Origin of the sequence: uncultured Ilumatobacter sp., assembly GCF_963980585.1 — a bacterium.
Taxonomy (GTDB): Bacteria; Actinomycetota; Acidimicrobiia; order Acidimicrobiales; family Ilumatobacteraceae; genus Ilumatobacter_A.
On the sequence record NZ_CAXCAM010000028.1, the window covers coordinates 1 to 23,541 of the forward strand.

A 23,541-nucleotide genomic window follows, 5' to 3' on the forward strand; every position below is an offset into this window, starting at 1 on the left:
CGGCTGACTGCGTCGCGCCGCAACGTGCGCCACGCCGCAACGTGCGCCCGTCGCATCGAGGCCCGCAACGCAGATGTGCTCCGGCGCGCCGACCACTTCTTCTCCGCCGACCGGATGCCGCACGCCACCACCGGCTTCTAACCCGCACAACCACCACCGAAAAATGTTGGGACAGCGTCGCTCAGCGAACATTTTCCTGCACAGAACTGAGGCCCGGCGGGCTCCTTGCGCTTCTGTGGGGGATGAGCGTCGCCCAGCGACGATGAGACATCATTTTTCTGACGGGATTTCTGACGGGATGTTGGGCGGGGTGAGGGATGGGGTGAGGGATGAGGTTTCGGCTGTCGTCAACCTGGAAAGAAACGGGCGGGCGGTGCCGGATAGCCTCACCGGCGTGTCAGACGAATCCCCCCGCATCACGGCCGACGACGTGAGCAAAGTCGCCACGTTGGCTCGCCTCATCCTCACCGACGACGAACTTGCCACGGCGACCGCCGAACTCAGCGCCATGCTCGACCACTTCGCGGACATCGATGCACTCGATCTCGACGACGTTGAGCCGATGATGCAACCAACGCCGCTTGCCAACGTCATGCGCGACGACGTCGTCGGCGTCACGCTCGATCGCGACGAGGTGCTGGGCCAAGCCCCACTCGCCGAGGACGGACGTTTCCGCGTGCCGCCAATCGTCGGAATCGAAGAGTGACCGGTACCGCCATGAACAACGACCGCATTTCAGCCATCGATCTTGCACAGAATGTTCGCAGCAACGTCACCACGGCCGCCGACGTCGTCGAAGAACACCTCGCCCGGATCGCCGAACGTGACGGCGAGATTCACGCCTTCAACCTGGTCCTGGCCGATGAGGCCCGCGCCCGCGCGGTCGAGATCGACGAGATGATCTCAGCAGGTCGCGACCCCGGCCCGCTTGCGGGCGTGCCTGTTGCGCTCAAGGACAACATGTGTACGCAGGGGATTCCCACCACGTGCTCGTCGAAGATCCTCGCTGACTGGCGTCCGCCGTACGACGCCACCGTCGTCACCCGGCTCCGCGATGCCGGCGCGATCTTCGTCGGCAAGACCAATCTCGATGAGTTCGCGATGGGCTCGAGCACGGAAAACTCCGCCTTCGGCCCGACAAAGAATCCGCTCGACACGACTCGCGTGCCGGGTGGTTCATCGGGCGGATCAGCCGCGGCGGTAGCCGCCGACTTCGCACCCATCAGCTTCGGCTCCGACACGGGCGGCTCAATTCGTCAGCCCGCAGCGCTGTGCGGCGTCGTCGGCGTCAAACCGACCTACGGGGCCGTGAGCCGACTCGGACTCATCGCATTCGGATCGAGCCTCGACCAGATTGGCCCGTTTACGCACACCGTTGCCGACGCCGCCGTCGCACTCGAGACCATCTCGGGGCACGACCCCGGCGACTCCACGAGCATTCAGCAGGGTCCACTCGACCTCAGCCGCACGCTCGAACTCGGCGTGGCTGGCCTCCGCGTCGGTCGGATCACCGATCTGCCCACCGGTGCCAGCCCGGACGTCGAGCAGCGCATCGAAGAGGCGTTCGACGCGCTCCGCGCGGCCGGCGCGGAGATTGTCGATGTCGAGGTGCCGGCGTTCAGCTACGGGCTCACCGCCTATTACCTCATCGCACCTGCCGAGGCGTCGAGCAACCTTGCCCGTTTCGACGGTGTGCGATTCGGCATGCGCACTGCTGCGCCCGACACCAACCAGATGTACATGGCGACGCGGACCGAAGGATTCGGCGACGAGGTCAAGCGGCGGATCATGCTCGGCACGTACGCCCTGTCGGCTGGCTACTACGACGCGTACTACGGGCGGGCACAAAAGGTGCGCCGCCTGATCGCCAACGACTTTGCAGCGGCCTACGAGAAAGTCGACGTACTGCTCACTCCCGCCTCACCGACCGTCGCATTTGAAATGGGCGACAAGGCCTCGGACCCGCTGGCGATGTACCTCTGCGACACGTACACCATCCCTTCGAACCTCACGGGACACCCCGGCATGAGCGTGCCGTTCGGGACAGGCGACCACGGCCTGCCCGTCGGAGTGCAAGTTCTGGCGCCGGCGCTCAAAGACGACGTCATGTTCCAGGTGGGCGCCGCTCTCGAACGGAGTGCGCCTCCACGATCTGCCGGCTCCGGCGAAGGGAGCGCATCGTGAGCATCACCTACGTCAACGACGACGCCTACCACCCATCCAACGAGGACCACGAACGGTGGACCAAAGACGGCTGGGAGATGGTCGTCGGGCTCGAAGTGCACGTCGAACTTGCCACAAAGACGAAGCTCTTTTCCGCGTCGCCGAACCGCTTCGGTGATGAGCCCAACACGAACATCGACCCGGTGACGCTTGGCTTGCCCGGTGCGCTCCCGGTGCTGAATCGCCAAGCAGTGGAACTCGCAATGCGTTTGGGCCTCGCACTCAACTGCACTGTGCAAAAGTCCACATTTGCTCGGAAGAACTACTTCTACCCCGACATGCCGAAGGCGTACCAGATCAGCCAGTACGACGAGCCGATCAACATCGACGGTTGGCTCGACCTGCCGGACGGATTCCGCGTCGGTATCGAGCGCGGTCACCTCGAAGAGGACACCGGAAAGTCCACGCATGTCGGTGGCGCCGGTGGTCGCATCCATGGCTCGGACTACTCGCTCATCGACTTCAACCGCGCTGGTGTGCCATTGGTCGAGATCGTGAGCCGGCCAGACATCCGCCATCCCGAGCAGGCCAAGGCGTACATCAACGAATTGCGTGGGATCCTCGTCGCAGTGGGCGCCTCAGACGCCAAGATGGAGGAAGGCTCGATGCGCGTTGATGCAAACGTCAGCGTCCGCAAGCCCGGTGAGGACTTCAACACGCGCTGCGAGATCAAGAACGTCAATTCAGTTCGTTCGCTGGGGCGTGCGATCGAGTACGAGGCGACCCGTCAAATCGCGTTGCACGAAGCTGACGAGCCCGTTGTGCAGCAGACCCGGCACTGGGATGAAAACGACGGGCGCACGCACACGTTGCGGTCGAAAGAAGATGCCGATGACTACCGGTACTTCCTCGAGCCTGACCTCGTCGTCGTCGACCCGGGTGTCGAGTGGATTGAACGAGTGCGTGATGCGCTGCCGGTGCTACCGGCCGAGCGGCGTGCGATTCTTGCCGATGCCACGGGCCAAGCCGCAAACAGCGAAGCGGTCATGGTCGTGGCCGAGCGCGGCCAGGACGGATACGTCATGGACGCCGCCAAACTCGGGGGCGACGCAGGAGTTGCCCTGAAGCACGTGAAGGAAGCGCCCGAGCTTGCCGAGCACGTACCGGCCGAAAGCCTTGCGACGCTCTCGAAGATGGAGTCGTCCGGTGCGGTCACCGCCAGTCAGGCGAAAACCATCGTCGCGGCCATGATCGAGTCACGCAACATCGACCCCGAGGCCATTGCGGCCGAACTCGGATTCGAGGCGATGGACAACTCCGATCTCGAAGCCATGGTCGACCAGGCAATTGCTGCCCAACCCGAAGCGTGGGAGAAGTTCTGCGCGGGCGAGGGCAAGGCGATGGGAGCGCTGGTCGGCGCCGTCATGAAGGCCAGCAAGGGGCAAGCCGATGGCAAAGCCGTGACGGCACTCCTCAACACCAAGAAGCCCTGACGACGGCCACCGTTCAGTCGTCTGCAGCGAGGTCGAAGTAGTCGGCAAGCGCAAAATGATGACGTCGGGCGACGAGATTGCCAGGCACGGCTTCCGTGCGGCGATTGTATTCAGCGACTTTGATGTTGTGGAACCGGCGTGCAGCGCCGATGCGGTCCTCGGTGATGGCGAGCTCCTGTTGCAGCTGGAGAAAGTTCCGCTGAGTGTCGAGTGCCGGGTATCGCTCGCGGAGTGCAACGACGGCCCGCGCTGCGGTGGCAAGCTCTGACTCTGGGGTGGATCGTTCTGCCGCACTGCCGGCTGCTTGCCGCGCTCGACGATCAGTATTGACCAGTCGTTCCAGCAGCACGCGTTCGTGCGTCGCAGTTGCTTGTACGGCGCTGACAAGCCCGGGGATCAGGGTATGACGTCGCTCGAGTTCGACATCGATCGCCGCCCACGCGTCGGCGACTTGCTGGCGCGCCGAAACGAGTGAGTTGTACGAAAACAGGTAGCCGACCAGGCCAGCGCCGAGAGCGAACGCAAGGAGGACCAGCGCTGCGGTCATTGCGCCGACCCGGAGGGGTACAGGCTCCTCAGCACGGTGGGCATGTGCTCGCGAACACTCTGCGCCCAGTCGAGGAAACCGAACATTCGGTTCATGTCGATTCGGTCTGACACACACAGCAGCCACGGTCCCCAGAGCTCAAACTTGATCGAGCCCTGTCCGCTTTGACTGGACAATAACCACGCCAACATTTGGTGGTCCAGCAACGCAACTGCGAAGCGTTCGTCATCGCCGGTCACCCGGTACTGCTCGTTGAACTGAACTGACTCGACCTCGATGTCGCGCATGCCGACCATGCGACCGACACCGGACCAGAATCCTTCCGGTCCGATCTTGGTGTGCGGCGCCAAGAATGGAAGCTCGACGAGCGCAACGGTGCGAAGGTGGACGGTTCTGTTCTTCCCTGAACCGGTCGTGAACCGATACTCAAAGACGCTGTCCTGCTCGCCGTGGCGCCAAAACTGAAATGAGACCTGCTGAGAGCTCCCCATTCCGAACAGGTCGAACTGCTGTGGTGGCGGACCCTTGGTCGAGGTGTCGACGTAAAACCCGTGTTGAGCAGCGAGCCGCTCGGCGAACGCGATCCGCTCCTTCTTGCGGTGCCCAGCCCACAGTGCGAGCGGTACGGCGACGATCGCCACCAGCGCGCTCATGAAGAAGAACACCATCAGTCCCTCACACCGTGGTGGAACGCTGCGGTTCCGCGACCAGGTCGATGGCGACGGTCATTGTCTCGACGAGCAAGTCGTTGAGAGATCAGCACTGCCAGCAAATGTAGTCGCTGGGTTCGAACGCCCGGGCGTTCGACGAGAGCCCGATGAGATCGTGAGTCAGCGGTGGCAGGGCCGAGACACCGGTGCTCGGACCACCAGGACCGGCGTCGACACGGCCCACTATCCTGGACGTCATGTCAGCTGACGACCAGAACACCCCCGTGGACATCAAGCCCCGCTCGCGCGACGTCACTGACGGTATGCAGAAGGCGCCGTCGCGTTCAATGCTCCGGGCGATCGGGATGGGCGACGACGATTGGGAGAAGCCGCAGGTTGCCATCGCGTCGTCATGGAACGAGGTCACACCCTGCAACATGACACTCCGCAAGCTCGCGGAACATGCCAAGGCCGGCGTCAATGCAGCCGGTGGTTTCGGCATGGAGTTCGGCACGATCACCGTGTCCGACGGCATCTCGATGGGCCATGAAGGCATGCGCGCGTCGCTGGTGTCGCGCGAGGTCATCACCGACTCGGTCGAGACCGTCATGCACGCTGAACGGCTCGACGGCTTCGTTGGCCTTGCCGGTTGCGACAAGTCGATTCCCGGCATGCTGATGGCAGCGGCTCGACTCGACCTTGCATCGGTCTTCGTCTACAACGGCTCGATCATGCCGGGTGAGCACAACGGCAAGGCACTGGACATCACCTCCGTCTTCGAAGCAGTCGGCGCGCACGCCGCAGGGACGATCGACGACCAGGAACTCCACGACATCGAAGTCAAGGCCTGTCCGGGTGAGGGTGCCTGCGGCGGCATGTTCACCGCGAACACCATGAGCTCGATTGCTGAAGCGCTCGGCATGAGCCTGCCGGGTTCGGCTTCGCCGCCGGCGATCGACTCGCGTCGCGAAGTCGACGCCCGCCTCGCTGGTGAGGCTGTCGTCGGTCTGCTCCGTCTCGGCATCACGTCGCGCCAGATCATGACGAAGCCAGCGTTCGAGAATGCGATCGCCCTCACGTCGGCGCTGGGCGGTTCCACCAACGCCGTGCTGCACCTGCTGGCCATTGCCAACGAGGCCAGCGTCGCGCTCGAACTCGACGACTTCAACCGGATTGCGGACAAGGTCCCGCACATCGCAGACATGACGCCTGGCGGCAAGTTCCACATGAGCGACCTCGACAAGGTTGGCGGCGTTCCCGGCGTTCTCAAGCATCTGCTCGACAACGGAATGTTGAACGGCGATTGCCTGACGGTCACCGGCAAGACGATGGCTGAGAATCTCGCAGCGATGGATATTGCCGAGCCCGACGGTGTGGTCGTCCATCCCGTCGACGCGCCAATTCACAGCGAAGGTGGGATCAATATCTTGACGGGCTCGCTCGCCCCGAAGGGTTCTGTCGTCAAGGTCGCCGGCCTCAGCGCTGAGCAGATGCACTTTGAAGGACCGGCGCGGGTCTACGACGACGAGTCGTTCGCAATGGAGGCAATCCTCGCGGGCCAGATCAACGCCGGTGATGTGATTGTCATCCGCTACGAAGGTCCCAAGGGCGGGCCCGGCATGCGCGAGATGCTCGCCATCACGGGGGCGCTCAAGGGTGCTGGTCGAGGTGGCGACGTTGCGCTGATCACCGACGGCCGGTTCTCTGGCGGTACCTGGGGTTTCTGCATCGGCCATGTTGCTCCCGAGGCGGCCGACGGCGGGCCGATCGCTTTCATCGAAGAGGGCGACATGATCCTGATCGACGTGCCGAGCAAGACGCTTGACCTGCAGGTGTCTGACGACGTGCTCGCTGCCCGCAAGGAAGGCTGGCAGCCCAACGCTCCGCGCTACACCACCGGCGTGCTTGGCAAGTACGCCCGCCTCGTACAGGGAGCCGAGACCGGGGCAATCACCAACACGCTCTGATTTGCGTGCCAGACGGTGGATCGTCCGGTGGCGACACGCCGCTGACAACGGCGCGCATAGCCTGGGGAAATGAGCAGTTCCGCTGGGCGGTCGATTCTTGCGAGTGTCGTCGGGTGGATGATCGTCGCGTTCATCGTCTGGGTGTTCTTCGGCAGCATTCTCGGCGCCATCGGGTTCATCATCCGGATGGTCCTGTTTCTGATCGTGGTCGGCGCGCTGTTGACCGTCTACTTCCGTCTCCGAGACGGTGACTGACGCGGTTCACTCACATGACCACGGCGTATGTCCTCTCCGGAGGTGCCAGCCACGGCTCAATCCAAGTCGGGATGGCAATCGCACTGGAGGAGCGCGGCATCACGCCGGATCTGATCGTCGGTACCTCGGTTGGGGCGATCAACGGGGCATGGCTCGCCGGTGGCCGCCCGGCAGTGGGCCTCGCGGATCTGTGGCACGGTCTTGAGCGTGCAGATCTGTTTCCGCTGCATCCGCTGCTGGGATTGCGTGCGTTCGCCGGGAGGTCGACCCACTTCGTCCCCGACGCGGCGCTTCGCTCCACACTGTCGAGACATTTGCCGTTCGACATGATCGAAGACGCGTCGACGCCGCTGATCGTCGTTGCCGCCGACGCGCTCTCGGGTGAGGAAGTGCTGCTCACTTCTGGCAACGCTGTCGACGCAGTGACAGCAAGCGCGTCGCTGCCTGCGATCTATCCTCCTGCTCGGGTGAATGTCGGCGGTCGCGAACGGCTCCTCGTCGACGGTGCGATTGTGAACAACATCGCGATTACCACCGCGGTCGACGCTGGTGCCACCGATGTGTGGGTGTTGTCCACTGGCTATTCATGCGACCTGACCGAGCCGCCCGACACCGCACTGGCAGCAGCACTGCACGCGGTGAGCTTGATGGTGCAGCGCCGGTTCGCGCTCGAGATGGCTGCCAACACGTACGACGTACCGATCCACCTGATCCCACCACCGTGCCCGGTCCTGGTGTCGCCCATCGACTTTACGCAGTCCGCTGAGTTAATCGAGCGCGCTGCCGAGACCACACGCACGTGGCTCGATGCAGGCGAACCTCATGCTCAATCGGTGCCCACGGTCCATTCGGCGTCAGGTTGAAGTCGGACAGGCGTCAGTCGACGAGTGCTTGATAGACGAGTTGCTGCAGGATCGAACGGATCGGGTAGGTGCTTGATGGGAGGAGTTGGGTGAGGAACAACACGACGATCTCCTCGGCCGGGTCGACCCAGAACGCAGTGCTTGCCGCTCCGCCCCACGCATACGATCCGGCGGATCCGATCACCTTGTGCTCGGCGCTGTCGAGCTCGATCGAGAATCCGAGGCCGAAGCCCATGCCGGCGAACTCGGTTTCGGCAAACAACGGACGACCGAACGTTTCGAGTTCGGCGCCACCCGGCAGGTGATTGCGCGTCATGTAGTCGACGGTGCGGCTCCCCAGGATGCGGGCGCCATCGAGTTCGCCGCGATTGAGCAACATGTGGGCAAATCGGAGATAGTCGGCTGCCGTGCCGCAGAGACCGCCACCGCCGCCGAGCATGGTCGGTTTGCGGTCGAGGGGAGCGGCGGGCATCACCGAGGCATTGGCAGATGGGCCCTCGCCGCGGGCATTGCCGGTCGGCTTGGGGAAGTACAGCTCGGCGAAGCGGTCTCGCTTGTCGCCTTCCACCCAGAATTCGGTGTCGGTCATACCGAGCGGGTCGAGGATCCGCTCGCGAAAGAACTCGTCGAGCGACTGGCCCGACACCACTTCGACGACGCGGCCCAGCACGTCGGTTGATACGCCGTACAGCCACTCGGTCCCCGGCTGGAAGGCGAGCGGGAGTTTGGCCCACGCGTCGCAGCAGGCGGCGAGGTCCATCCCTTTTGGAATGCCCCATTCAAAGCCGGCCTTGCGGTGCAGTGCGTCGGTGACGTGGTTGTTGTGAAAGCCGTAGGTCAGACCTGATGTGTGCGTCAGCAGGTGCCAGATCCGCATTGGTTCGGTCAGCCCTTCGGTCACCGGAGAGACGAACGAACCGTTGCGATAGACCTCGGACTCCCCGAACGACGGGATGTACTTCGCCACTGGGTCCTTGAGCTGCAGCTTGCCTTCTTCGTAGAGAATCATCGCGGCGACCGACGTGATTGGCTTGCTCATCGAGAACATTCGACAGATGGTGTCGGACTCCCACGGCAGGTTCTGCTCGATATTCCGCTTGCCGTAGGTCGAGCTGTAGGCGACTTCTCCGGCTCGGCTGACGACGATTTGCCACCCGGGGAGTCGACCGTCGTCGACGTACTGCTTGAAGTGGTCATCGATTCGGGTGAGGCGTCCGGCGTCGAAGCCTGCGTCGGCGGGGGTGATCGTTTGTGCGGTTCCTGTAACTGCCATCGCGTGATGATCGCAGGGGAGTACGCAAGAGTCCTCAGCGAAGGCGGTTGGTGGATCGACTTGCGAGAGCGCCGGCGATGGCGCGCCAGCCGACGAGAAAGGTGCCGAGGAAGACGGACGCAACGATGACGAACGATGCAGCGGTGCCGTCGTCGAACACCAGATTGCGGAGCAGCATGCCGAGACCCAACGTCGTCAACCACACGCGCACTCCGGTCATCACCGCGTCGGGCTGCAGCCAGACGCGCCAGATCACCCAGGCGACGGCGAGTGCAATCAGGAACGGAGCGGCCGTCTCAACGAGGCCCGAGATCGCTTCGTCTTCGTCATGATTGCGGCGCCCGATTGCGATGAATGACACCACAACGGCGGTGTCGAGGGCGGCTGCAAGCGGAGTGCGCGGATGCATCTGGCCAGTCTGTCGCCGATCCGGCAGCCCAGTCCGTTTGTGTCCGGATTTCTGCGGACCGGTCCGCAGAAATCGCCACACAAACGACCGTGCTGTGCGTCAGCCGGCGGCTTCGAAACCGCCGAGGCTGCCTTTGAAGAACAGCAGTGGGACGGGCGGCTCGCCATCGTGGTCGGCGTCCGCGTCGAGCGCCCCGACGCGTCCGAGGACGAAGAGGTGATCGCCCATCGTGTGGATCTGTTCGACTGAGCAGTCGATCCAGGCAACGGCACGATCGAGAATCGGTGAGCCGGACGGAGCCGCATGCCAGTCGACGCCGCTGAAGCGTGTGTCGTCGGTACCGCTCTTCGCGAACTTCCAGCAGAGATCACTCTGTTGATCGCTCAGCACATTGACACAGAAGCTGCTGGATGCCTCGATTCCATCCATGGTGGATGAGCCGAGTTGGGGAAGGAACCCGACCAGTGGTGGATCGAGCGAGACGGAGGTGAATGAGCCCATCGTGAACCCGACTGGCTGGGGCCCGGTGCCGTCGACGTCGGGTGACATGGCGGTGACGACCGTGACGCCGGTGGGGAAGTGCCCCATGATCGTGCGGAAGTGTCCCGAATCGAATGCAGTTGAGTCAGTTGTGTCGCTCATCGTCGCCGATTGTAGGTGCCGCCAGTTGTACGATCCGCGCTCATGGCCGACGTCTCGGATACTGATGTCCCGGCCAACCCCGCGCCTGATGTCGACGCGACCAAACAGGCACTGCGACGCGAGATGCGACAACTTCGCAACGGACTCACTGACCGGCCCGAACGGTCGGCGGCGATGTGGTCGGCGCTCCTCGATCGTGATGATGTGCGCGCCGCACGGCGAGTCATGGTGTTTGCCTCGATTCCTGGCGAGCCGGAAACGGCGTCGCTGATCGACCTGCTCCACACAGCCGGCAAGTCGACAGCATTGCCCGAGGACGCCGATCTCGACCCGGCATGGCCCGACATGATCGTTGTGCCCGGCCTCGCATTCACCGTCGACGGCCGCCGACTGGGGCAGGGCGGTGGGTGGTACGACCGTTTTCTTCCGGGGCGCAGAGCTGACTGCACGACGATCGGCGTCTGCTTCGCTCCTCAACTCGTTGACCATCTCCCGACGGACAAGCACGACGTTGTGCTCGATGCCGTCGTCACCGACTGAGGCCGGTTGTCAGGCAGCAGATTCGAGTGAGCGGGCGGCACCGCGCTTGCCTGCGGTCATCTCGCTGTGGAGCTCACAGATCCGTTCGCTGGCTGTTTTCGTGCACATCGACGGAATCACGGCATGCACTGCAGCGGCACCGGCAGCAATCGTGAGACAGCGCGCGAACCGAGCAGCGACCTTGAAGTGCTCGAAGTAGGTCTCGTCGACCGACGCCGGGTGTTCGGTGAAGTGCTGCTTCAAGGTCATGGCACCACGGTAGAGAAGTCGCCAAGTCGATGCATTGCGTTTCTCGCGCACGAAGTCAGTAATGGTGCAAGAATATTTTGTTTAATCTTCAGAACGTGCAAGAATCATCGATTGTGGATGAACTTGATCGGGAAATTGTGCGTTTACTGCAGGACGACGGGAGCCTCAGTGCCCGCGAGCTTGGTGATGCCGTGGGCTTGACTGCGACGCCATGTTGGCGCCGGGTTCGTGCGCTTGAAGAGGCCGGCGTGATCATGCGTCGCGTCGCGTTGATTGATCCTGCGGCGGTCGATCTCGGCGTCACCGCACTGGTCAACATTCGCACCAATGATCACGGCCCGGACTGGATCGATCGATTCCAGGCTGCGCTCGATGCGTTCCCTGAAATCGTCGAGGGCTATCGCACCAGCGGCGACATCGATTACACGTTGAAGGTGATGGTCGCAAGCATTGACGCCTACGACGCCTTCTACAAACGGCTGATCGCTGCGGTCGATTTGTATGACGTCCGGACGATTTTCGTGATGGAGGAGATGAAGCGCACCACGGCACTGCCGATTCCGGTGTAGCCATCTCGGCGCATGTCTGTCACTCGTTACCGGTCGCTGGTTATCGAGTGAGTCGTCGCGCGAGTTCGTCGACTGCCGGGTCGGTGACCGCGCCCGCGCGTCGTGCCACAACCAGCTGACGTTCCAGGATCTGCTCGCCGACGGCCAGCTCGCCGCGCTCTGATTCGCCCTGGCTGCGTGGCAGTACCGTCCAGCCCAGGCCGAGCAGCACCATCTCGCGCAGCACGTCGGGCTGGTGCGACTCGGCAGCAACCTCGGTGGAAGCACCCAGTTCGCGGAGACGGTCGATCACGAGTCTGCGGCTGTGTGAGGCTTCTGGAAACAACACCCAAGGTCCCCAACTCGCTGGACCGTCGATCGGGACGCCAGGTGGCCCGTAGACGATCATCGGCTCGATGAGCAACGGAACGAACTCGATGCCGGTCATTGGCTGGGGCGGTTCGACGCACACGACGAGGTCCAGAGTGCCGCGCTGGAGGTCGTCGAGGAGCGATCGCGAAGGCGCCACGGTGAGGCGGAGGTCGACGTCGCTGTGTTCGGAGCGAAATCCGCGGAGGACGTCGGGGAAGTGAACGACGGCGGCAACGTCGATCATTCCCAGGCTGACGCGTCCTGTGTCGGCCAGTCGGAGCCGATCGGCCCATGACACCACGTCGCGAGTGAGTGCCACGACGTGACGCGCGTGATCCAAGACCGGGGTCACGGTTGCGCGCAATTTGCGCCGCCGGCCCACGGACTCGAAGAGCTGGATGCCGACGCGGCGCTCGAGTTCAGCGAGTCCCTGTGACAGCGCCGACGGAGAGACGCCGATCTCACCGGCGGCCGCTGCCCACGATGGAGCGTCGGCGACCGCAACGAGGTACTCGAGCTGCCGAATGGAAATGTCGGGGAGCGAACGTCGTGGCACCCTGCGCAGCATAGTTCAGACTTACTTCACACTCAAATATATTCAATCAGGTCTGCTTATCATCGACCCATGACTTCGCATGCTCGACAGATCACTCCCGCCACCGGCAAGCTCGGCGTTCTCACGCCCGGCATGGGCGCCGTGGCAACCACATTCATCGCCGGCGTCATCGCTGCTCGGCAAGGCATCTCCCCGCCGATCGGATCGATCGCGCAGATGGCTCACATTCGCCTCGGCACCAAAGAGGAAAACCGCAACCCGCTGATCAAGGAGTTCGTGCCACTCGCCGAGCTTGACGACATCGTCTTCGGCGGTTGGGATCCGATCTCGCCGAACGCGATGGAAGCCGCCAAGACCGCCGGTGTGTTGCAAGGCAACGACCTCGATGCCATCTCTGCAGAGATGGAAGGCATCGTGCCAATGGAAGCCGTGTTCGATCAGCGCTGGGTCAGCCGGCTCGACGGCGTCCGTGTGAAGGACATCGCAAGTAAGTGGGACCAGGCCGAAGCACTCATCGCTGACATTGCTCGATTCAAGGAAGCGAACGGCTGTGATCGGCTGGTCATGGTGTGGTGCGGCTCGACCGAGGCATACCAGGAGCCGTCCGCAGTGCACGCTTCGGTCGCTTCGTTCGAGCAAGGGCTGCGGGACAACGACGACAACATCTCGCCGTCGCAGATCTACTGCTACGCCGCGCTGCAAAGCGACGTGCCGTACGCCAACGGTGCGCCGAACCTCACGACCGACCTCGACTGCATTGTCGAACTGTCCAAGACCAACGGCGTGCCGATCGCCGGCAAGGACTTCAAGACTGGTCAGACGCTGATGAAGACCATGCTGGCGCCGGGTTTCAAGGCTCGCATGCTCGGTGTCCGTGGGTGGTTCTCGACCAACATCCTCGGCAACCGCGATGGCGAAGTGCTGGACGACCCGGAGAACTTCAAGTCGAAGGAAGTCTCGAAGCTCGGCGTGCTCGACGGCATCCTGCAACCAGAGGTGTACCCCGACCTGTATGGCAACATCGACCACGTCGTGCGGATCAACTACTACCCGCCCCGTGGCGACAACAAAGAGGGGTGGGACAACATCGACATCTTCGGGTGGCTCGGTTACCCGATGCAGATCAAGGTCGATTTCCTTTGCCGCGACTCGATCCTTGCCGCACCGATCGTGCTCGACCTCGCACTCTTCATGGACCTCGCCCACCGTGCGGGCGAAAGCGGAGTGCAGGAGTGGCTCAGCTTCTATCTGAAGGCGCCGCAGGCCGCCGGAGATGCGCCGGCCGAGGCCGACCTCTTCATTCAGCAGACCAAGCTCAAGAACACCCTCCGCGAATGGATGGGCGAGCAACCCGTCACCCATTCAGAGGCGGGTTGATTCGATCCGGTTCGCCCGATGCCGGATCAGCTCAGCTGATTGATGGTCGCTCTGGGCCGATTTCGAGGGGAGTAGCTTCACGGCATGGCTGCGATCTTGATGGACGGAAATGCGCTGCGCGATGAGATCATCGCTGGACTACGGGTGACGGTCGAGGCAGCTGGATCGCCTCCGGTCTGCCTGGCGACGGTGCTCGTGGGCAATGACGGACCATCGCAGCGTTATGTCGCAAGCAAGCACAAGAAGGCGGTCGAGGCCGGCCTCGTCGCGCGTCATGTCGACCTGCCTGAGACCGCAACTCAGGGTGAGGTCGAAGCGGCGGTCCGCGAGCTGACCGAGGACGCATCAGTCCACGGCGTGCTGGTCCAGCTCCCGCTGCCTGACGGCCTCGACCCGGAGCCCGTGCTCGACCTCATCCCGCCGGAGAAGGATGTCGACGGCCTCACCGAACGCTCGATGGGCCGACTCGTGCGCAATCGTCCCGGTCTGGTCGGCTGCACGCCGCTTGGCGTGATGCGGCTGCTCGAGAAATATGAAGTGCCCACCTCGGGTGCTCGCGCCGTCGTCATCGGACGCTCGACACTCGTCGGCCTGCCGCTGTCGCTGCTGCTCAACCGCAAAGGTGCTGACGCCACGGTCACGATGGCGCATTCGCGCACGGCCGACATGTCCGCTGTTGTCCGAGAGGCAGACATCGTCATCGGTGCAGCAGGTCAGGCAGGAATGATTACTGGCGACATGATCAAGCCCGGCGCGGCCGTGATCGATGTCGGCGTCTCGCGCACTGAGGCAGGCATCGTCGGTGACGTCGACCGATTGTCGGTCGAGCCGGTTGCCGGGTGGCTGACCCCCATGCCTGGCGGCACCGGACCGATGACGATCGCCTGTCTGATGGAAAACACGCTGAGCGCAGCACGGTTGCAGTCAGCGTTCCCCGCCTGACAACACCGCCTCACTCGGTGGGACGATGTGTTCAAGGTGTGATTTCGACGCTACAATGACACGATTATGAATTGCATGAGCGCAACCACCTTCGTGCTCGTCGTACTTATTCGGTAACGCACCCAGCTCCTGCTGCGTGCGTTCCTCGACCTCCCACTCGGGAGGTCGTTTGCTTTTTCGCCCTCGGTTCCCGAAATCCACCCGCTCTGCCACCAGACAACACCAGAAGAAAGACCCAGTCACATGACTGAACCAGCAGCACCAGAACGCATCACCGGGGCACAAGCTCTGATCCGCGCACTTGAGTACGAGAACGTCGATGTGATGTTCGGTTACCCCGGCGGGTGCATCCTGCCCGCCTACGACCCGCTGATGGACAGCCCGATTCGGCACGTGCTCGTGCGTCACGAACAGGGTGCGGGCCACGCCGCCGAGGGTTATGCCCATGTGTCGGGCAAGCCAGGCGTCGCCATGGTCACCTCCGGCCCCGCAGCCACCAACCTCGTCACGCCCCTGATGGACGCGTACATGGATTCGATCCCGATGGTCGCGATCACCGGTCAGGTGCCGACGGCAGCGATCGGCAGCGATGCGTTCCAGGAGTGCGACACGGTCGGTATCACCCGGTCGTGCACCAAGCACAACGAGCTGGTCATGTCCGCCGACGAGATTCCGATGGCCATTCGCCAGGCGTTCCACATCGCAACGACGGGTCGCCCCGGCCCCACCCTGGTGGACATTCCGAAGGACGCGCTCACCAACGAGATGACGTGGCAGTGGCCCACCGACGAAGAGGTCTTGGATTCGCTGCCTGGGTACCGGCCGAATACCAAGGGCCACCCGCGCATGATCAAGGAAGCTGCCAGGCTGATCCTCGCTTCGGAGCGGCCAATCGTCTACGCCGGCGGCGGCATCCTCAAGGCCCGCGCCGCAGAAGCACTGCGCGAGCTCGTCGAACTGATCGATGGACACGTCGTGACCACGCTGATGGCCCGCGGCGCCTTCCCCGACGATCACCCGAACTGTCTGGGTATGCCGGGCATGCACGGCAACGCCACCGCTGTCACCGCGATGCAGCAGAGCGACCTCCTCATCACGCTCGGTGCGCGTTTCGACGACCGCATCACCGGCAAGGTTGACGCGTTCGCTCCTGACGCGAAGATCATCCACGTCGACATTGACCCAGCCGAGCAGGGCAAGGTGCGGCGACCCGACGTCCCGATCGTCGGCGATGCCAACTACGTCATCACCAAGATCATCCGTGAGATCAAGGAAATGCTGCAGGGCGGTGCGCGACAGGCCGACATCTCGGCATGGAAGAGCCAAGTGTCGGGCTGGCAAGAACAGTTCCCGATGACCTACGAGCCATCTGAACCGGGGGCTCTGCTCAAGCCACAGTTCTGTATCGAGCAGCTCAACGAGCGCGCTCCCGAGGGCACGATCGTCACCTCCGGCGTGGGCCAGCACCAGATGTACACGTCGCAGTACTGGAAGTTCAACGAGCCCTACACGTGGGTCAACTCCGGCGGTCTCGGAACCATGGGCTTCTCGCTGCCCGCGGCAATCGGGGCCAAGGCCGCAATGCCTGACCGGACCGTCTGGGCCATCGACGGCGACGGTTGCTTCCAGATGACTGCTACCGAGTTGGTCACGGCGACACTCGAGAAGCTCCCGATCAAGGTGGCGTTGCTGAACAACAACTTCCTCGGCATGGTTCGGCAGTGGCAAGAAATGTTCTACGACGAGCGCTACTCCGAGGTGTTCCTCGACAGCTCGAACGTGCCGAACTTCGTGATGATGGCGGAGTCGATGGGCTGCGTCGGCATCCTCGTCGAGTCACCCGAAGAAGTCGGCCCGGCAATCGAGAAGGCCAACTCGATCAACGACCGTACGGTCGTGATCGAGTTCCGCACCGACGCCGCCGAGGGTGTGTTCCCAATGGTGCCGGCGGGTGCGAGCAACTCCGACCTGATCCTGCACCCCACCCAGCAAGACCGGGCCGAGGTGCTCAAACCCGCACCCAAGCCGGTCGACACCAAGTTGAAGGACGGTCACTGACATGCCTCGCACACGTGACTACCCGGGCGCACGAAGCGCCAACACCTACGCCGAAGGGATGAACCACCACATCCTTTCGGTGCTCGTCCAGAACCGCCCGGGCGTGCTCGCCCGCGTCGCCGGTCTGTTTGCCCGGCGCGGCTACAACATCTTCAGCCTCGCCGTCGCGCCGGCCGAGGTCGAGGGACGCAGCCGGATCACGATCGTGGTCGACCTCGATTCGGCACCCCTCGAACAGATCACGAAGCAGCTGTTCAAGCTCATCGACGTCATCAAAATCTCCGAGCTCGACCCGGAGCTCAGCGTCGAGCGCGAGCTGTTGATCGCCACGATCAAGGCCGAGGCGACGCAGCGCAGCGAAGTGGCGAGCCTGGTCGACATCTTCGAGGGCAAGATCATCGCTGTCTCTGAGGCGGTGATCACGGTCAGCCTTGAAGGGCATCCGAACAAGCTCGATGATTTTGAGGATTTGCTTGGCGGATATGGCATCGTTGAGCTGCAACGGACTGGGCGCGTGGCGCTTCCGAAACTTGACCGTGGCTCGCGTCTGCGCGCCGTGAACTGAACCTGATCTCCCACCCGTCTCTCAACCGTCTCCCAACCGTCTCCCAACCACACATCAACACCGAACACCCGGTTCCGGATCGACTCGTGTCCCGGGTTCCTGAAAGGTAATTCACAGCATGGCTGTCACCGTCTATTACGAAACCGACGCAGATTCTTCGATCATTCGCTCCAAGAAGGTTGCGGTCATCGGCTACGGCTCGCAGGGCCACGCCCATGCTTTGAACATGAAGGAGTCAGGCGTCGATGTGATCGTCGGGCTGCGTGAGGGCTCCTCGTCGAGGGCCAAGGCCGAGGCCGCTGGCCTCACCGTGATGAACGTCGCCGACGCGACCAAGGCAGCCGACGTCATCATGCTGCTCGCCCCCGATACGGAACAGAAGGCGATCTACGACGCCGACATTGCGCCGAACCTCGAAGCTGGAAACGCGCTGGCATTCGCTCACGGTTTCAACATCCGCTTCGGTCGGATCGCTGCACCTGAAGGCGTCGACGTGATCATGATTGCGCCGAAGGGCCCCGGCCATCTCGTGCGTCGTACCTTCACCGAAGGTGGTGGCGTGCCAGCCCTCATCGCCGTCGAGCAAGATGCCACGGGCAACGCCCGCGCCGTCGCCATGTCGTACGCCGATGCAGTCGGTGGCACGCGTGCGGGCGTCATCGAGACCACGTTCACCGAAGAGACCGAGACCGACCTGTTCGGTGAGCAGGCCGTGCTTTGCGGTGGCGTCACCCAGCTCGTCCGCGCCGGGTTCGAAACGCTCACCGAGGCGGGTTACGCCCCCGAAATGGCCTACTTCGAATGCCTCCACGAGGTGAAGCTGATCGTTGACCTCATGTACGAAGAGGGCATTGCCGGCATGCGCTACAGCATTTCCGACACCGCCGAGTACGGCGACCTCACTCGTGGTCCGCGTGTTGTCACCGAGGCAACCAAGGCCGAGATGAAGAAGATCCTCACCGAGATCCAGACCGGCCAATTCGCCGAGGAGTGGATTGCCGAGTCTGAATCCGGTCGCGCGAACTACCACCGCATGCAGGAAGAGGGCAAGCAGCATCCGATCGAAGAGGTCGGCGCCGAGCTCCGCGCAATGATGCCGTTCATCAACGCCGGAAAGCAGAAGGTCGCCGAAGCTTCAGGCGGCGACAGCTGACCCGGTCAGCACAATCGAACACGCGGAGGGCCGGTCTCAATCGAGACCGGCCCTCCGCTGTTTTCCGCTGAGTCCCTCACTCGCTGTCAGAAGTGAGCGGGAGGCTCGCGGTGGTCAGCCGGCCTTTCGAGGCGAGGCGCTTCGGTTGGGGACCCAGCGCCAGACGAGGAAGGAGGCGAGGGCGAGGAGACCGATCACCCAGTGGAGGCCGGGTGTGGGGTCGTCGTCCGTGGTCAGTACCGCGACGAGGAGGAAGGCAAGGCCGGCGACCAGGCCCGCACCGAGTCCGCGGACGCTGGTGACCGTCGCGCGCGTGGCCCGAGGCGCGGCGGCTTGAAATCGGGCGTCGCTGATGACCCAGGTCGCCTCGGTGGCGCCGTACGCCACGCCGATTCCGGCCAACGCCCACGGCGAGTCGAGTGCGATGACCACCGCTGCAATCGCGGTGCCAGCGAGCAGCGCAGTGGCGAGCGTTGAACTGTGCATGTCGGGATATCTGGCAGCGACCTCGCCGCCGAGAATGAGACCCAACCACACGGTGAGCACGATCAGCGGTACGACCTCGTCGGAAGCGCCGCGTGCACGTGCGAGCAGCGGGACGTATTCGTCCACGACAAACAACCCGGCGATCAGGGCGCCGACGACGGTGAGGCGGAGGAGCTCGGGCTGACGGCAGCCTGCCGACAGCCCGGCGCGGAGGGTGTGTCGCCACTCGGAGTAGCTCGTCGGCTCATCGAGCCTGGTGGACCCAGACGGTCCGAGTCGGTGGTCGTCGAGCCGGGACACCCAGCCGGCGTCGGGGAGCGTGAGGATGAGGGCGATCGAGGCACCATGTACGGCAACGTTGATCCACCCGATCGCGTCGATGCCTGCTCCGAGCCGAATGAGCCCACTCGCTGCGATGGTGCCCGCTGCCAGGCCGAGGTTGCTGAACTGTCCAACTCGGGCCATGACGACCCCGTAGGTCGACGCCCGGTCGACGGCGTCGAGTTGGTCGTGGATCATCGCCTCCCACGCGCCGCTCGCGGCGGCGTCATGGACCGCCCACAGCACCGCGCCGATCAGGAGTCCCGTAACGGTTGGCCAGATCAACCAGACAGCGATGCCGGCAGCGCGTAGCGCGAATGCCGAGGCGATCAGCTTGCGGCGGTCAAGTCGGTCGGCAAGTGCCCCCGACGGGACTTCGAGAACGACTGCGAGGGCGGCCCAGACGATGAAGGCGACCGAGATTTCCGACGTCGACACGTCATTGTCGATGAACCACAGTGTGAACACGGCATAGAGCGGCGCGAATTCGTCGACGAAGGCAAGGGTGTACAGCGTGCGGCGAGGGTCAGGCGGATCGACGGGGTCCCTGAGCGTCTCATGCGCGGGCGCACCTGATTCGTCCACGTCGACACGCTACGGCATCACCAGCTCGCCGCTTTCGGTCGGCGTCGCGCTCGCAAGCGGTCGTTCTGACACCCGGTGGCGAAATCCGACTTGTTGAGTCGGGAATTGGCGGCTATCTTCAAATTCCATGACTGAGCAGAGCAACTGGGGATTCGAGACCAAGCAGATTCACGTCGGCGGTGAGCCCGATCCCACCACGGGCGCTCGCGCCGTGCCGATCTACCAGACGACGTCGTACCAGTTCCGCGACACCGAGCACGCCGCCAACCTGTTTGGTCTGGCCGAAGTCGGGAACATCTACACCCGCATCATGAACCCGACGCAAGCTGCGTTGGAAGAGCGAATCAACGCTCTCGAAGGTGGCTGCACGACGGCCATCGGGATCCCCGGCACGCTTGTCGTCGCATCGGGCCAGTCCGCAGCGACTTTGGCGCTGCTCACGCTGTGTGAGTCGGGCGATCATGTCGTCGCCTCGCCCTCGCTCTACGGCGGCACGTACAACCTGCTCCACTACACGATGCCGAAGCTCGGTATCGAGGTCACCTTCGTTGACGACCCCGACGACCTTGCCCAGTGGGCCGCGCACGTCAAAGACAACACCAAGGCATTCTTCGGCGAAGTGCTGGCGAACCCGCGGAACAACATGTTCGACATCACCGGCGTTGCCGGAGTCGCGCACGACAACGGCATCCCGCTCATGGTCGACAACACCGTGCCGACGCCCTACCTCGTACGTCCGCTCGAACTCGGTGCCGACATCGTGCTGCACAGCCTCACGAAGTTCTGTGGTGGACACGGAACATCAATCGGCGGTGCCATCGTCGACGGTGGCACCTTCGACTACGCAGCGTCCGGACGCTTCCCGAACTTCACGGAGCCGGACCCGAGCTATCACGGTCTCGCCTACTTCCCGGCGCTTGGCCACGGTGCATTTGCGCTCAAAGCGCGAGTGCAGATGCTGCGTGACCTCGGCATGGCGATCTCGCCGTTCAACGCCTTTCTAATCTTGCAGGGACTTGAGACGCTGTCACTGCGGATGGAGCGCCACTTCGCCAACGCCCAGGCCGTCGCAGAGTTCCTCGACGCGCACGACCAGGTCGAGAACGTGCAGTTCGCCGGTCTGCCGAGTAGCCCGTGGTACGAGCGCACCCAGGAGTACGGCGGCGGCCGCGGAGCCGGCTCGATCGTGGCCTTCGATGTGAAGGGCGGCGTCGACGCTGGCAAGCGGTTTGTCGAGGGATGCGAGTTGCACAGCCATGTCGCCAACATCGGTGACGTGCGCAGCCTGGTGATCCACCCGGCCAGCACGACCCATAGCCAGTTGTCGCCAGAGGAGCAGGTGCAGAGCGGCGTCGGGCCTGGCCTGATCCGTCTGAGCGTGGGACTCGAGACTCTCAGCGACATCATCGCCGATCTCGAAACCGCCTTCGCAGCGGTCTGATCGGCGGGTCGGGATCAGTCGTCGCGCTGGTCCTTGAGGAACTCTTCGAACTGATCGCCGAGATCGTCGGCCGTCGGAATCTGTGCTTCGGCGCGCCGGTCGAACTCGGCTTCGAGCATGCGGACGTACATCCGTAGCTGGTCATCGTTTGCGGTGATCTCGTCGTGGACCTCGCGCCAGCTGTCGATCTGGTTGCTGATATCGCCACCCATCCACTCACTCGTCGGGACGTCGAGGACATGGCCGAGGTGGCGAACGAGTGCCGCGACGGCCATCGGGTGCTCGGCATTCATCAGATAGTGCGGGATGCCGACACGGAGCGAGATCGACGGAATATCACGGGCTTCGAGTTCGGCATTCAACACGCCGGCGACACCGGTGATCCCCTGATACGACGGTTGGGATAGTCCCAGCCGTGATGCCAGGCCCGCAGTGGCGGTGCTGCCCGTGACCGGAGGAGTCCGAGTGTGGGGGAGCGCCTCGGCTGCGGAGCCAACGGTGACGACTGCCTCGCAGCCCATCGCGACTGCCACCGTGATGATCGCGTCGACGTAGGTCCGCCAGTTGAGGTGGGGTTCGACGCCGATCAGGCCGACCACGTCGCGCTGGCCGGGGCCACCGTCGGGCGCTGGACCACTGCGTTGGAGGACGAACTCATTCGTCGGCCAGACGATTTCTCTGATGTCGTCATCGATGGTGACGTGCGGTCGCTGCTGCGTGAAGTCGTAGAACGGGTCAGGGTCGATGGTTCCCACGATGACGGCGTGGTCAGCGCTGGTGAAAGCGTTGACCGCCTGCGTCGCCGCACTGGCGACATCAAACCACCCTTCGAGGCCGACCAGCATGACCGGGCGATTGAGCGAGCCGATGTCGCCCATCCCGAAACTCAGCACATCGATTGCCTGCATCCAGGCAATCTATTGGCTTAGCTCAGTTGTTCGACGACGTGATCGACGGACTTCGTCAGCGCTTCGACGTCGGCGGTGTCGATGGCCGGGAACATGCCGACACGGAGCTGGTTGCGACCGAGCTTGCGATAGGCATCAGTGTCGAGGATGCCGTTGGCCCGAAGCACCGCGCAGATCTCGTTGGCGTCAATCGAATCGTCGATGTCGATGGTGCCGACAACATTGGAGCGATGCGCAGGGTCGGTGACGAACGGGGTCGCCCAGTCACGCGCCTCGGCCCACGAGTAGAGGACCGACGCTGATGCAGCGCTGCGGCCGGCCATGCCCGCAAGGCTGCCATTTGCCAGCATCCAGTTGAGCTGAGCGTCGAGCATCACCAGCGTGGCCACGGCGGGCGTGTTGTAGGTCTGGTTCTTCGTCGAGTTGTCGAGTGCGATCTGTAGATCGAGTGATGCGGGGCGCCAGCGGTCAGACGATCCGATCTCGTTGATCCGCTCGATCGCTGCGGGCGAGCACGCTGCCAACCAGATGCCACCGTCGGACGCGAAGCATTTCTGCGGGGCAAAGTAGTAGCAGTCGACCTGGGCAGGATCCCACAGCAGGCCGCCAGCGGCAGAGGTGGCGTCGACGGCAACAAGCGCGTCACCGGCGCCTGCTGGGCGTTGCAGTTGCATGGCCACACCCGTGGACGTCTCGTTGTGGGTCAGGGCGTACAGGTCGATGCCGTCCTCGGCGACTGGCTCGGGATGCGAGCCGGGATCGACCTTGATCACCGATGGTTGGCCCAGGTGCGGGGCGGCCGCGCAGGCGTCGGCAAACTTTGAAGAGAACTCGCCGAAGACCAGGTGTTGGCTGCGATCGCGTACAAGCCCGAACGTGGCGACGTCCCAGAAGATGGTGGAGCCTCCGTTACCGAGCACGATTTCCCACCCATCGGGCAACGAGAACAGCTCGGACAGTTTGGACCGCACGTCGCCGACGAGGTTCTTGACCGGCGGCTTGCGATGGGAGGTTCCGAGCAGCGTCTTGCGAGCGGCAACGACGGCATCGATCTGGTCGCGGCGGACTTTGGATGGGCCACAGCAGAAGCGCCCATCAGCGGGCAACAGGTCAGCAGGAATGGTGATCGCGGGGGTCTCAGTCACCGCAACATGATGGCGCCGAGTCAGAAGAACCGA

24 protein-coding genes are annotated in these 23,541 nt (G+C 63.5%); 14 read left to right on the forward strand and 10 right to left on the reverse strand.

Features of this window, described 5'->3' with window-relative positions:
* The first annotated feature begins 394 nt into the window (after positions 1 to 394).
* From gatC to gatB, 3 genes are read left to right on the forward strand one after another with little or no spacing between them, the layout of a single operon-like run.
* The gene (gatC, locus tag ACH2DW_RS10130; protein WP_394929625.1) at positions 395 to 706 is read left to right on the forward strand and encodes an Asp-tRNA(Asn)/Glu-tRNA(Gln) amidotransferase subunit GatC; all 312 of its coding nucleotides are present in this window, start codon (positions 395 to 397) and stop codon (positions 704 to 706) included.
* Between the two features lie 11 nt (positions 707 to 717).
* On the forward strand, positions 718 to 2,184 hold the full coding sequence (gene gatA, locus ACH2DW_RS10135; RefSeq protein WP_394929626.1) for an Asp-tRNA(Asn)/Glu-tRNA(Gln) amidotransferase subunit GatA: 1,467 nt from the start codon (positions 718 to 720) through the stop codon (positions 2,182 to 2,184).
* Positions 2,181 to 3,656: an Asp-tRNA(Asn)/Glu-tRNA(Gln) amidotransferase subunit GatB gene (gene gatB, locus ACH2DW_RS10140; RefSeq protein WP_394929627.1), complete on the forward strand. Its 1,476-nt coding sequence runs from the start codon at positions 2,181 to 2,183 to the stop codon at positions 3,654 to 3,656. Before gatA ends, gatB begins: the two co-directional genes overlap by 4 nt.
* A gap of 13 nt (positions 3,657 to 3,669) precedes the next feature.
* On the opposite strand, the gene ACH2DW_RS10145 is transcribed toward gatB, so the two are convergent.
* Positions 3,670 to 4,203 (reverse strand): LemA family protein, encoded by a 534-nt coding sequence (locus ACH2DW_RS10145; protein ID WP_394929628.1) that lies wholly within the window; start codon positions 4,201 to 4,203, stop codon positions 3,670 to 3,672.
* The gene (locus tag ACH2DW_RS10150) at positions 4,200 to 4,871 is read right to left on the reverse strand and encodes a hypothetical protein (RefSeq protein WP_394929629.1); all 672 of its coding nucleotides are present in this window, start codon (positions 4,869 to 4,871) and stop codon (positions 4,200 to 4,202) included. The genes ACH2DW_RS10145 and ACH2DW_RS10150 overlap by 4 nt, the downstream gene beginning before the upstream one ends.
* A gap of 239 nt (positions 4,872 to 5,110) precedes the next feature.
* On the opposite strand from ACH2DW_RS10150, the gene ilvD reads away from it, so the two are divergent.
* The 3 genes from ilvD to ACH2DW_RS10165 all read left to right on the forward strand — a co-directional run bounded on the left by ilvD (position 5,111) and on the right by ACH2DW_RS10165 (position 7,938).
* Positions 5,111 to 6,820, forward strand: coding sequence for a dihydroxy-acid dehydratase (ilvD, locus tag ACH2DW_RS10155; protein ID WP_394929630.1), 1,710 nt, complete (start codon positions 5,111 to 5,113; stop codon positions 6,818 to 6,820).
* A 69-nt stretch (positions 6,821 to 6,889) separates the two neighbouring features.
* Complete coding sequence (locus ACH2DW_RS10160) at positions 6,890 to 7,075, forward strand: hypothetical protein (protein WP_394929631.1); 186 nt, start codon at positions 6,890 to 6,892, stop codon at positions 7,073 to 7,075.
* 14 nt (positions 7,076 to 7,089) lie between these two features.
* Positions 7,090 to 7,938, forward strand: a complete 849-nt coding sequence (locus ACH2DW_RS10165) for a patatin-like phospholipase family protein (protein WP_394929632.1) — start codon at positions 7,090 to 7,092, stop codon at positions 7,936 to 7,938.
* Positions 7,939 to 7,951: 13 nt separating this feature from the next.
* Here ACH2DW_RS10165 and ACH2DW_RS10170 read toward each other — a convergent pair whose 3' ends face one another.
* The 3 genes from ACH2DW_RS10170 to ACH2DW_RS10180 form a co-directional block, all read right to left on the reverse strand.
* Complete coding sequence (locus tag ACH2DW_RS10170) at positions 7,952 to 9,211, reverse strand: serine hydrolase domain-containing protein (protein ID WP_394929633.1); 1,260 nt, start codon at positions 9,209 to 9,211, stop codon at positions 7,952 to 7,954.
* A 34-nt stretch (positions 9,212 to 9,245) separates the two neighbouring features.
* Entirely contained in the window at positions 9,246 to 9,620 is a 375-nt protein-coding gene (locus ACH2DW_RS10175) for a DUF3054 domain-containing protein (RefSeq protein ID WP_394929634.1), read from the reverse strand.
* Between the two features lie 99 nt (positions 9,621 to 9,719).
* The gene (locus ACH2DW_RS10180) at positions 9,720 to 10,262 is read right to left on the reverse strand and encodes a flavin reductase family protein (protein ID WP_394929635.1); all 543 of its coding nucleotides are present in this window, start codon (positions 10,260 to 10,262) and stop codon (positions 9,720 to 9,722) included.
* 42 nt (positions 10,263 to 10,304) lie between these two features.
* Between ACH2DW_RS10180 and ACH2DW_RS10185 the strand changes: the two genes are divergently transcribed.
* Positions 10,305 to 10,802: a 5-formyltetrahydrofolate cyclo-ligase gene (locus ACH2DW_RS10185; protein WP_394929636.1), complete on the forward strand. Its 498-nt coding sequence runs from the start codon at positions 10,305 to 10,307 to the stop codon at positions 10,800 to 10,802.
* A 9-nt stretch (positions 10,803 to 10,811) separates the two neighbouring features.
* On the opposite strand, the gene ACH2DW_RS10190 is transcribed toward ACH2DW_RS10185, so the two are convergent.
* Entirely contained in the window at positions 10,812 to 11,051 is a 240-nt protein-coding gene (locus ACH2DW_RS10190; protein WP_394929637.1) for a DUF6356 family protein, read from the reverse strand.
* Between the two features lie 113 nt (positions 11,052 to 11,164).
* Here ACH2DW_RS10190 and ACH2DW_RS10195 point away from each other — a divergent pair, with 113 nt between their 5' ends.
* A complete protein-coding gene (locus ACH2DW_RS10195) occupies positions 11,165 to 11,620 on the forward strand; it encodes an Lrp/AsnC family transcriptional regulator (RefSeq protein WP_394929671.1) in 456 nt (151 codons plus the stop codon).
* 40 nt (positions 11,621 to 11,660) lie between these two features.
* Here the strand turns inward: ACH2DW_RS10195 and ACH2DW_RS10200 are convergent, their stop codons facing one another.
* A complete protein-coding gene (locus ACH2DW_RS10200) occupies positions 11,661 to 12,527 on the reverse strand; it encodes a LysR family transcriptional regulator (protein WP_394929638.1) in 867 nt (288 codons plus the stop codon).
* Positions 12,528 to 12,596: 69 nt separating this feature from the next.
* On the opposite strand from ACH2DW_RS10200, the gene ACH2DW_RS10205 reads away from it, so the two are divergent.
* The 5 genes from ACH2DW_RS10205 to ilvC all read left to right on the forward strand — a co-directional run bounded on the left by ACH2DW_RS10205 (position 12,597) and on the right by ilvC (position 18,622).
* Positions 12,597 to 13,904, forward strand: coding sequence for an inositol-3-phosphate synthase (locus ACH2DW_RS10205; protein WP_394929639.1), 1,308 nt, complete (start codon positions 12,597 to 12,599; stop codon positions 13,902 to 13,904).
* Positions 13,905 to 13,988: 84 nt separating this feature from the next.
* Complete coding sequence (locus tag ACH2DW_RS10210) at positions 13,989 to 14,846, forward strand: bifunctional 5,10-methylenetetrahydrofolate dehydrogenase/5,10-methenyltetrahydrofolate cyclohydrolase (protein WP_394929640.1); 858 nt, start codon at positions 13,989 to 13,991, stop codon at positions 14,844 to 14,846.
* A gap of 243 nt (positions 14,847 to 15,089) precedes the next feature.
* The gene (ilvB, locus tag ACH2DW_RS10215) at positions 15,090 to 16,904 is read left to right on the forward strand and encodes a biosynthetic-type acetolactate synthase large subunit (RefSeq protein WP_394929641.1); all 1,815 of its coding nucleotides are present in this window, start codon (positions 15,090 to 15,092) and stop codon (positions 16,902 to 16,904) included.
* 1 nt (position 16,905) lies between these two features.
* Positions 16,906 to 17,469 (forward strand): acetolactate synthase small subunit, encoded by a 564-nt coding sequence (ilvN, locus tag ACH2DW_RS10220; RefSeq protein ID WP_394929642.1) that lies wholly within the window; start codon positions 16,906 to 16,908, stop codon positions 17,467 to 17,469.
* Between the two features lie 118 nt (positions 17,470 to 17,587).
* The gene (ilvC, locus tag ACH2DW_RS10225; RefSeq protein ID WP_394929643.1) at positions 17,588 to 18,622 is read left to right on the forward strand and encodes a ketol-acid reductoisomerase; all 1,035 of its coding nucleotides are present in this window, start codon (positions 17,588 to 17,590) and stop codon (positions 18,620 to 18,622) included.
* A 114-nt stretch (positions 18,623 to 18,736) separates the two neighbouring features.
* Here ilvC and ACH2DW_RS10230 read toward each other — a convergent pair whose 3' ends face one another.
* Complete coding sequence (locus tag ACH2DW_RS10230) at positions 18,737 to 20,014, reverse strand: MFS transporter (RefSeq protein WP_394929644.1); 1,278 nt, start codon at positions 20,012 to 20,014, stop codon at positions 18,737 to 18,739.
* A 127-nt stretch (positions 20,015 to 20,141) separates the two neighbouring features.
* On the opposite strand from ACH2DW_RS10230, the gene ACH2DW_RS10235 reads away from it, so the two are divergent.
* Entirely contained in the window at positions 20,142 to 21,455 is a 1,314-nt protein-coding gene (locus ACH2DW_RS10235) for a bifunctional o-acetylhomoserine/o-acetylserine sulfhydrylase (protein ID WP_394929645.1), read from the forward strand.
* A 14-nt stretch (positions 21,456 to 21,469) separates the two neighbouring features.
* Here ACH2DW_RS10235 and ACH2DW_RS10240 read toward each other — a convergent pair whose 3' ends face one another.
* Entirely contained in the window at positions 21,470 to 22,363 is an 894-nt protein-coding gene (locus tag ACH2DW_RS10240) for a PAC2 family protein (RefSeq protein ID WP_394929646.1), read from the reverse strand.
* A gap of 17 nt (positions 22,364 to 22,380) precedes the next feature.
* The gene (gene serC / locus ACH2DW_RS10245) at positions 22,381 to 23,508 is read right to left on the reverse strand and encodes a phosphoserine transaminase (protein WP_394929647.1); all 1,128 of its coding nucleotides are present in this window, start codon (positions 23,506 to 23,508) and stop codon (positions 22,381 to 22,383) included.
* Between the last annotated feature and the right edge of the window lie 33 nt (positions 23,509 to 23,541).

What these genes read in the sequence shown, in the direction of transcription:
- ACH2DW_RS10210 (WP_394929640.1), top strand. Translation starts at nt 13,989, where the DNA reads ATGGCTGCGATCTTGATGGACGGAAATGCGCTGCGCGATGAGATCATC.
- ACH2DW_RS10185 (WP_394929636.1), top strand. Translation starts at nt 10,305, where the DNA reads ATGGCCGACGTCTCGGATACTGATGTCCCGGCCAACCCCGCGCCTGAT.
- gatA (WP_394929626.1), top strand. Translation starts at nt 718, where the DNA reads ATGAACAACGACCGCATTTCAGCCATCGATCTTGCACAGAATGTTCGC.
- ACH2DW_RS10205 (WP_394929639.1), top strand. Translation starts at nt 12,597, where the DNA reads ATGACTTCGCATGCTCGACAGATCACTCCCGCCACCGGCAAGCTCGGC.
- ilvD (WP_394929630.1), top strand. Translation starts at nt 5,111, where the DNA reads ATGTCAGCTGACGACCAGAACACCCCCGTGGACATCAAGCCCCGCTCG.
- ACH2DW_RS10165 (WP_394929632.1), top strand. Translation starts at nt 7,090, where the DNA reads ATGACCACGGCGTATGTCCTCTCCGGAGGTGCCAGCCACGGCTCAATC.
- ACH2DW_RS10175 (WP_394929634.1), bottom strand. Translation starts at nt 9,620, where the DNA reads ATGCATCCGCGCACTCCGCTTGCAGCCGCCCTCGACACCGCCGTTGTG.
- ilvB (WP_394929641.1), top strand. Translation starts at nt 15,090, where the DNA reads ATGACTGAACCAGCAGCACCAGAACGCATCACCGGGGCACAAGCTCTG.
- ACH2DW_RS10145 (WP_394929628.1), bottom strand. Translation starts at nt 4,203, where the DNA reads ATGACCGCAGCGCTGGTCCTCCTTGCGTTCGCTCTCGGCGCTGGCCTG.
- ilvN (WP_394929642.1), top strand. Translation starts at nt 16,906, where the DNA reads ATGCCTCGCACACGTGACTACCCGGGCGCACGAAGCGCCAACACCTAC.
- ACH2DW_RS10170 (WP_394929633.1), bottom strand. Translation starts at nt 9,211, where the DNA reads ATGGCAGTTACAGGAACCGCACAAACGATCACCCCCGCCGACGCAGGC.
- ACH2DW_RS10235 (WP_394929645.1), top strand. Translation starts at nt 20,142, where the DNA reads ATGACTGAGCAGAGCAACTGGGGATTCGAGACCAAGCAGATTCACGTC.
- ACH2DW_RS10180 (WP_394929635.1), bottom strand. Translation starts at nt 10,262, where the DNA reads ATGAGCGACACAACTGACTCAACTGCATTCGATTCGGGACACTTCCGC.
- ACH2DW_RS10240 (WP_394929646.1), bottom strand. Translation starts at nt 22,363, where the DNA reads ATGCAGGCAATCGATGTGCTGAGTTTCGGGATGGGCGACATCGGCTCG.
- ACH2DW_RS10190 (WP_394929637.1), bottom strand. Translation starts at nt 11,051, where the DNA reads ATGACCTTGAAGCAGCACTTCACCGAACACCCGGCGTCGGTCGACGAG.
- ilvC (WP_394929643.1), top strand. Translation starts at nt 17,588, where the DNA reads ATGGCTGTCACCGTCTATTACGAAACCGACGCAGATTCTTCGATCATT.
- ACH2DW_RS10150 (WP_394929629.1), bottom strand. Translation starts at nt 4,871, where the DNA reads ATGGTGTTCTTCTTCATGAGCGCGCTGGTGGCGATCGTCGCCGTACCG.
- ACH2DW_RS10160 (WP_394929631.1), top strand. Translation starts at nt 6,890, where the DNA reads ATGAGCAGTTCCGCTGGGCGGTCGATTCTTGCGAGTGTCGTCGGGTGG.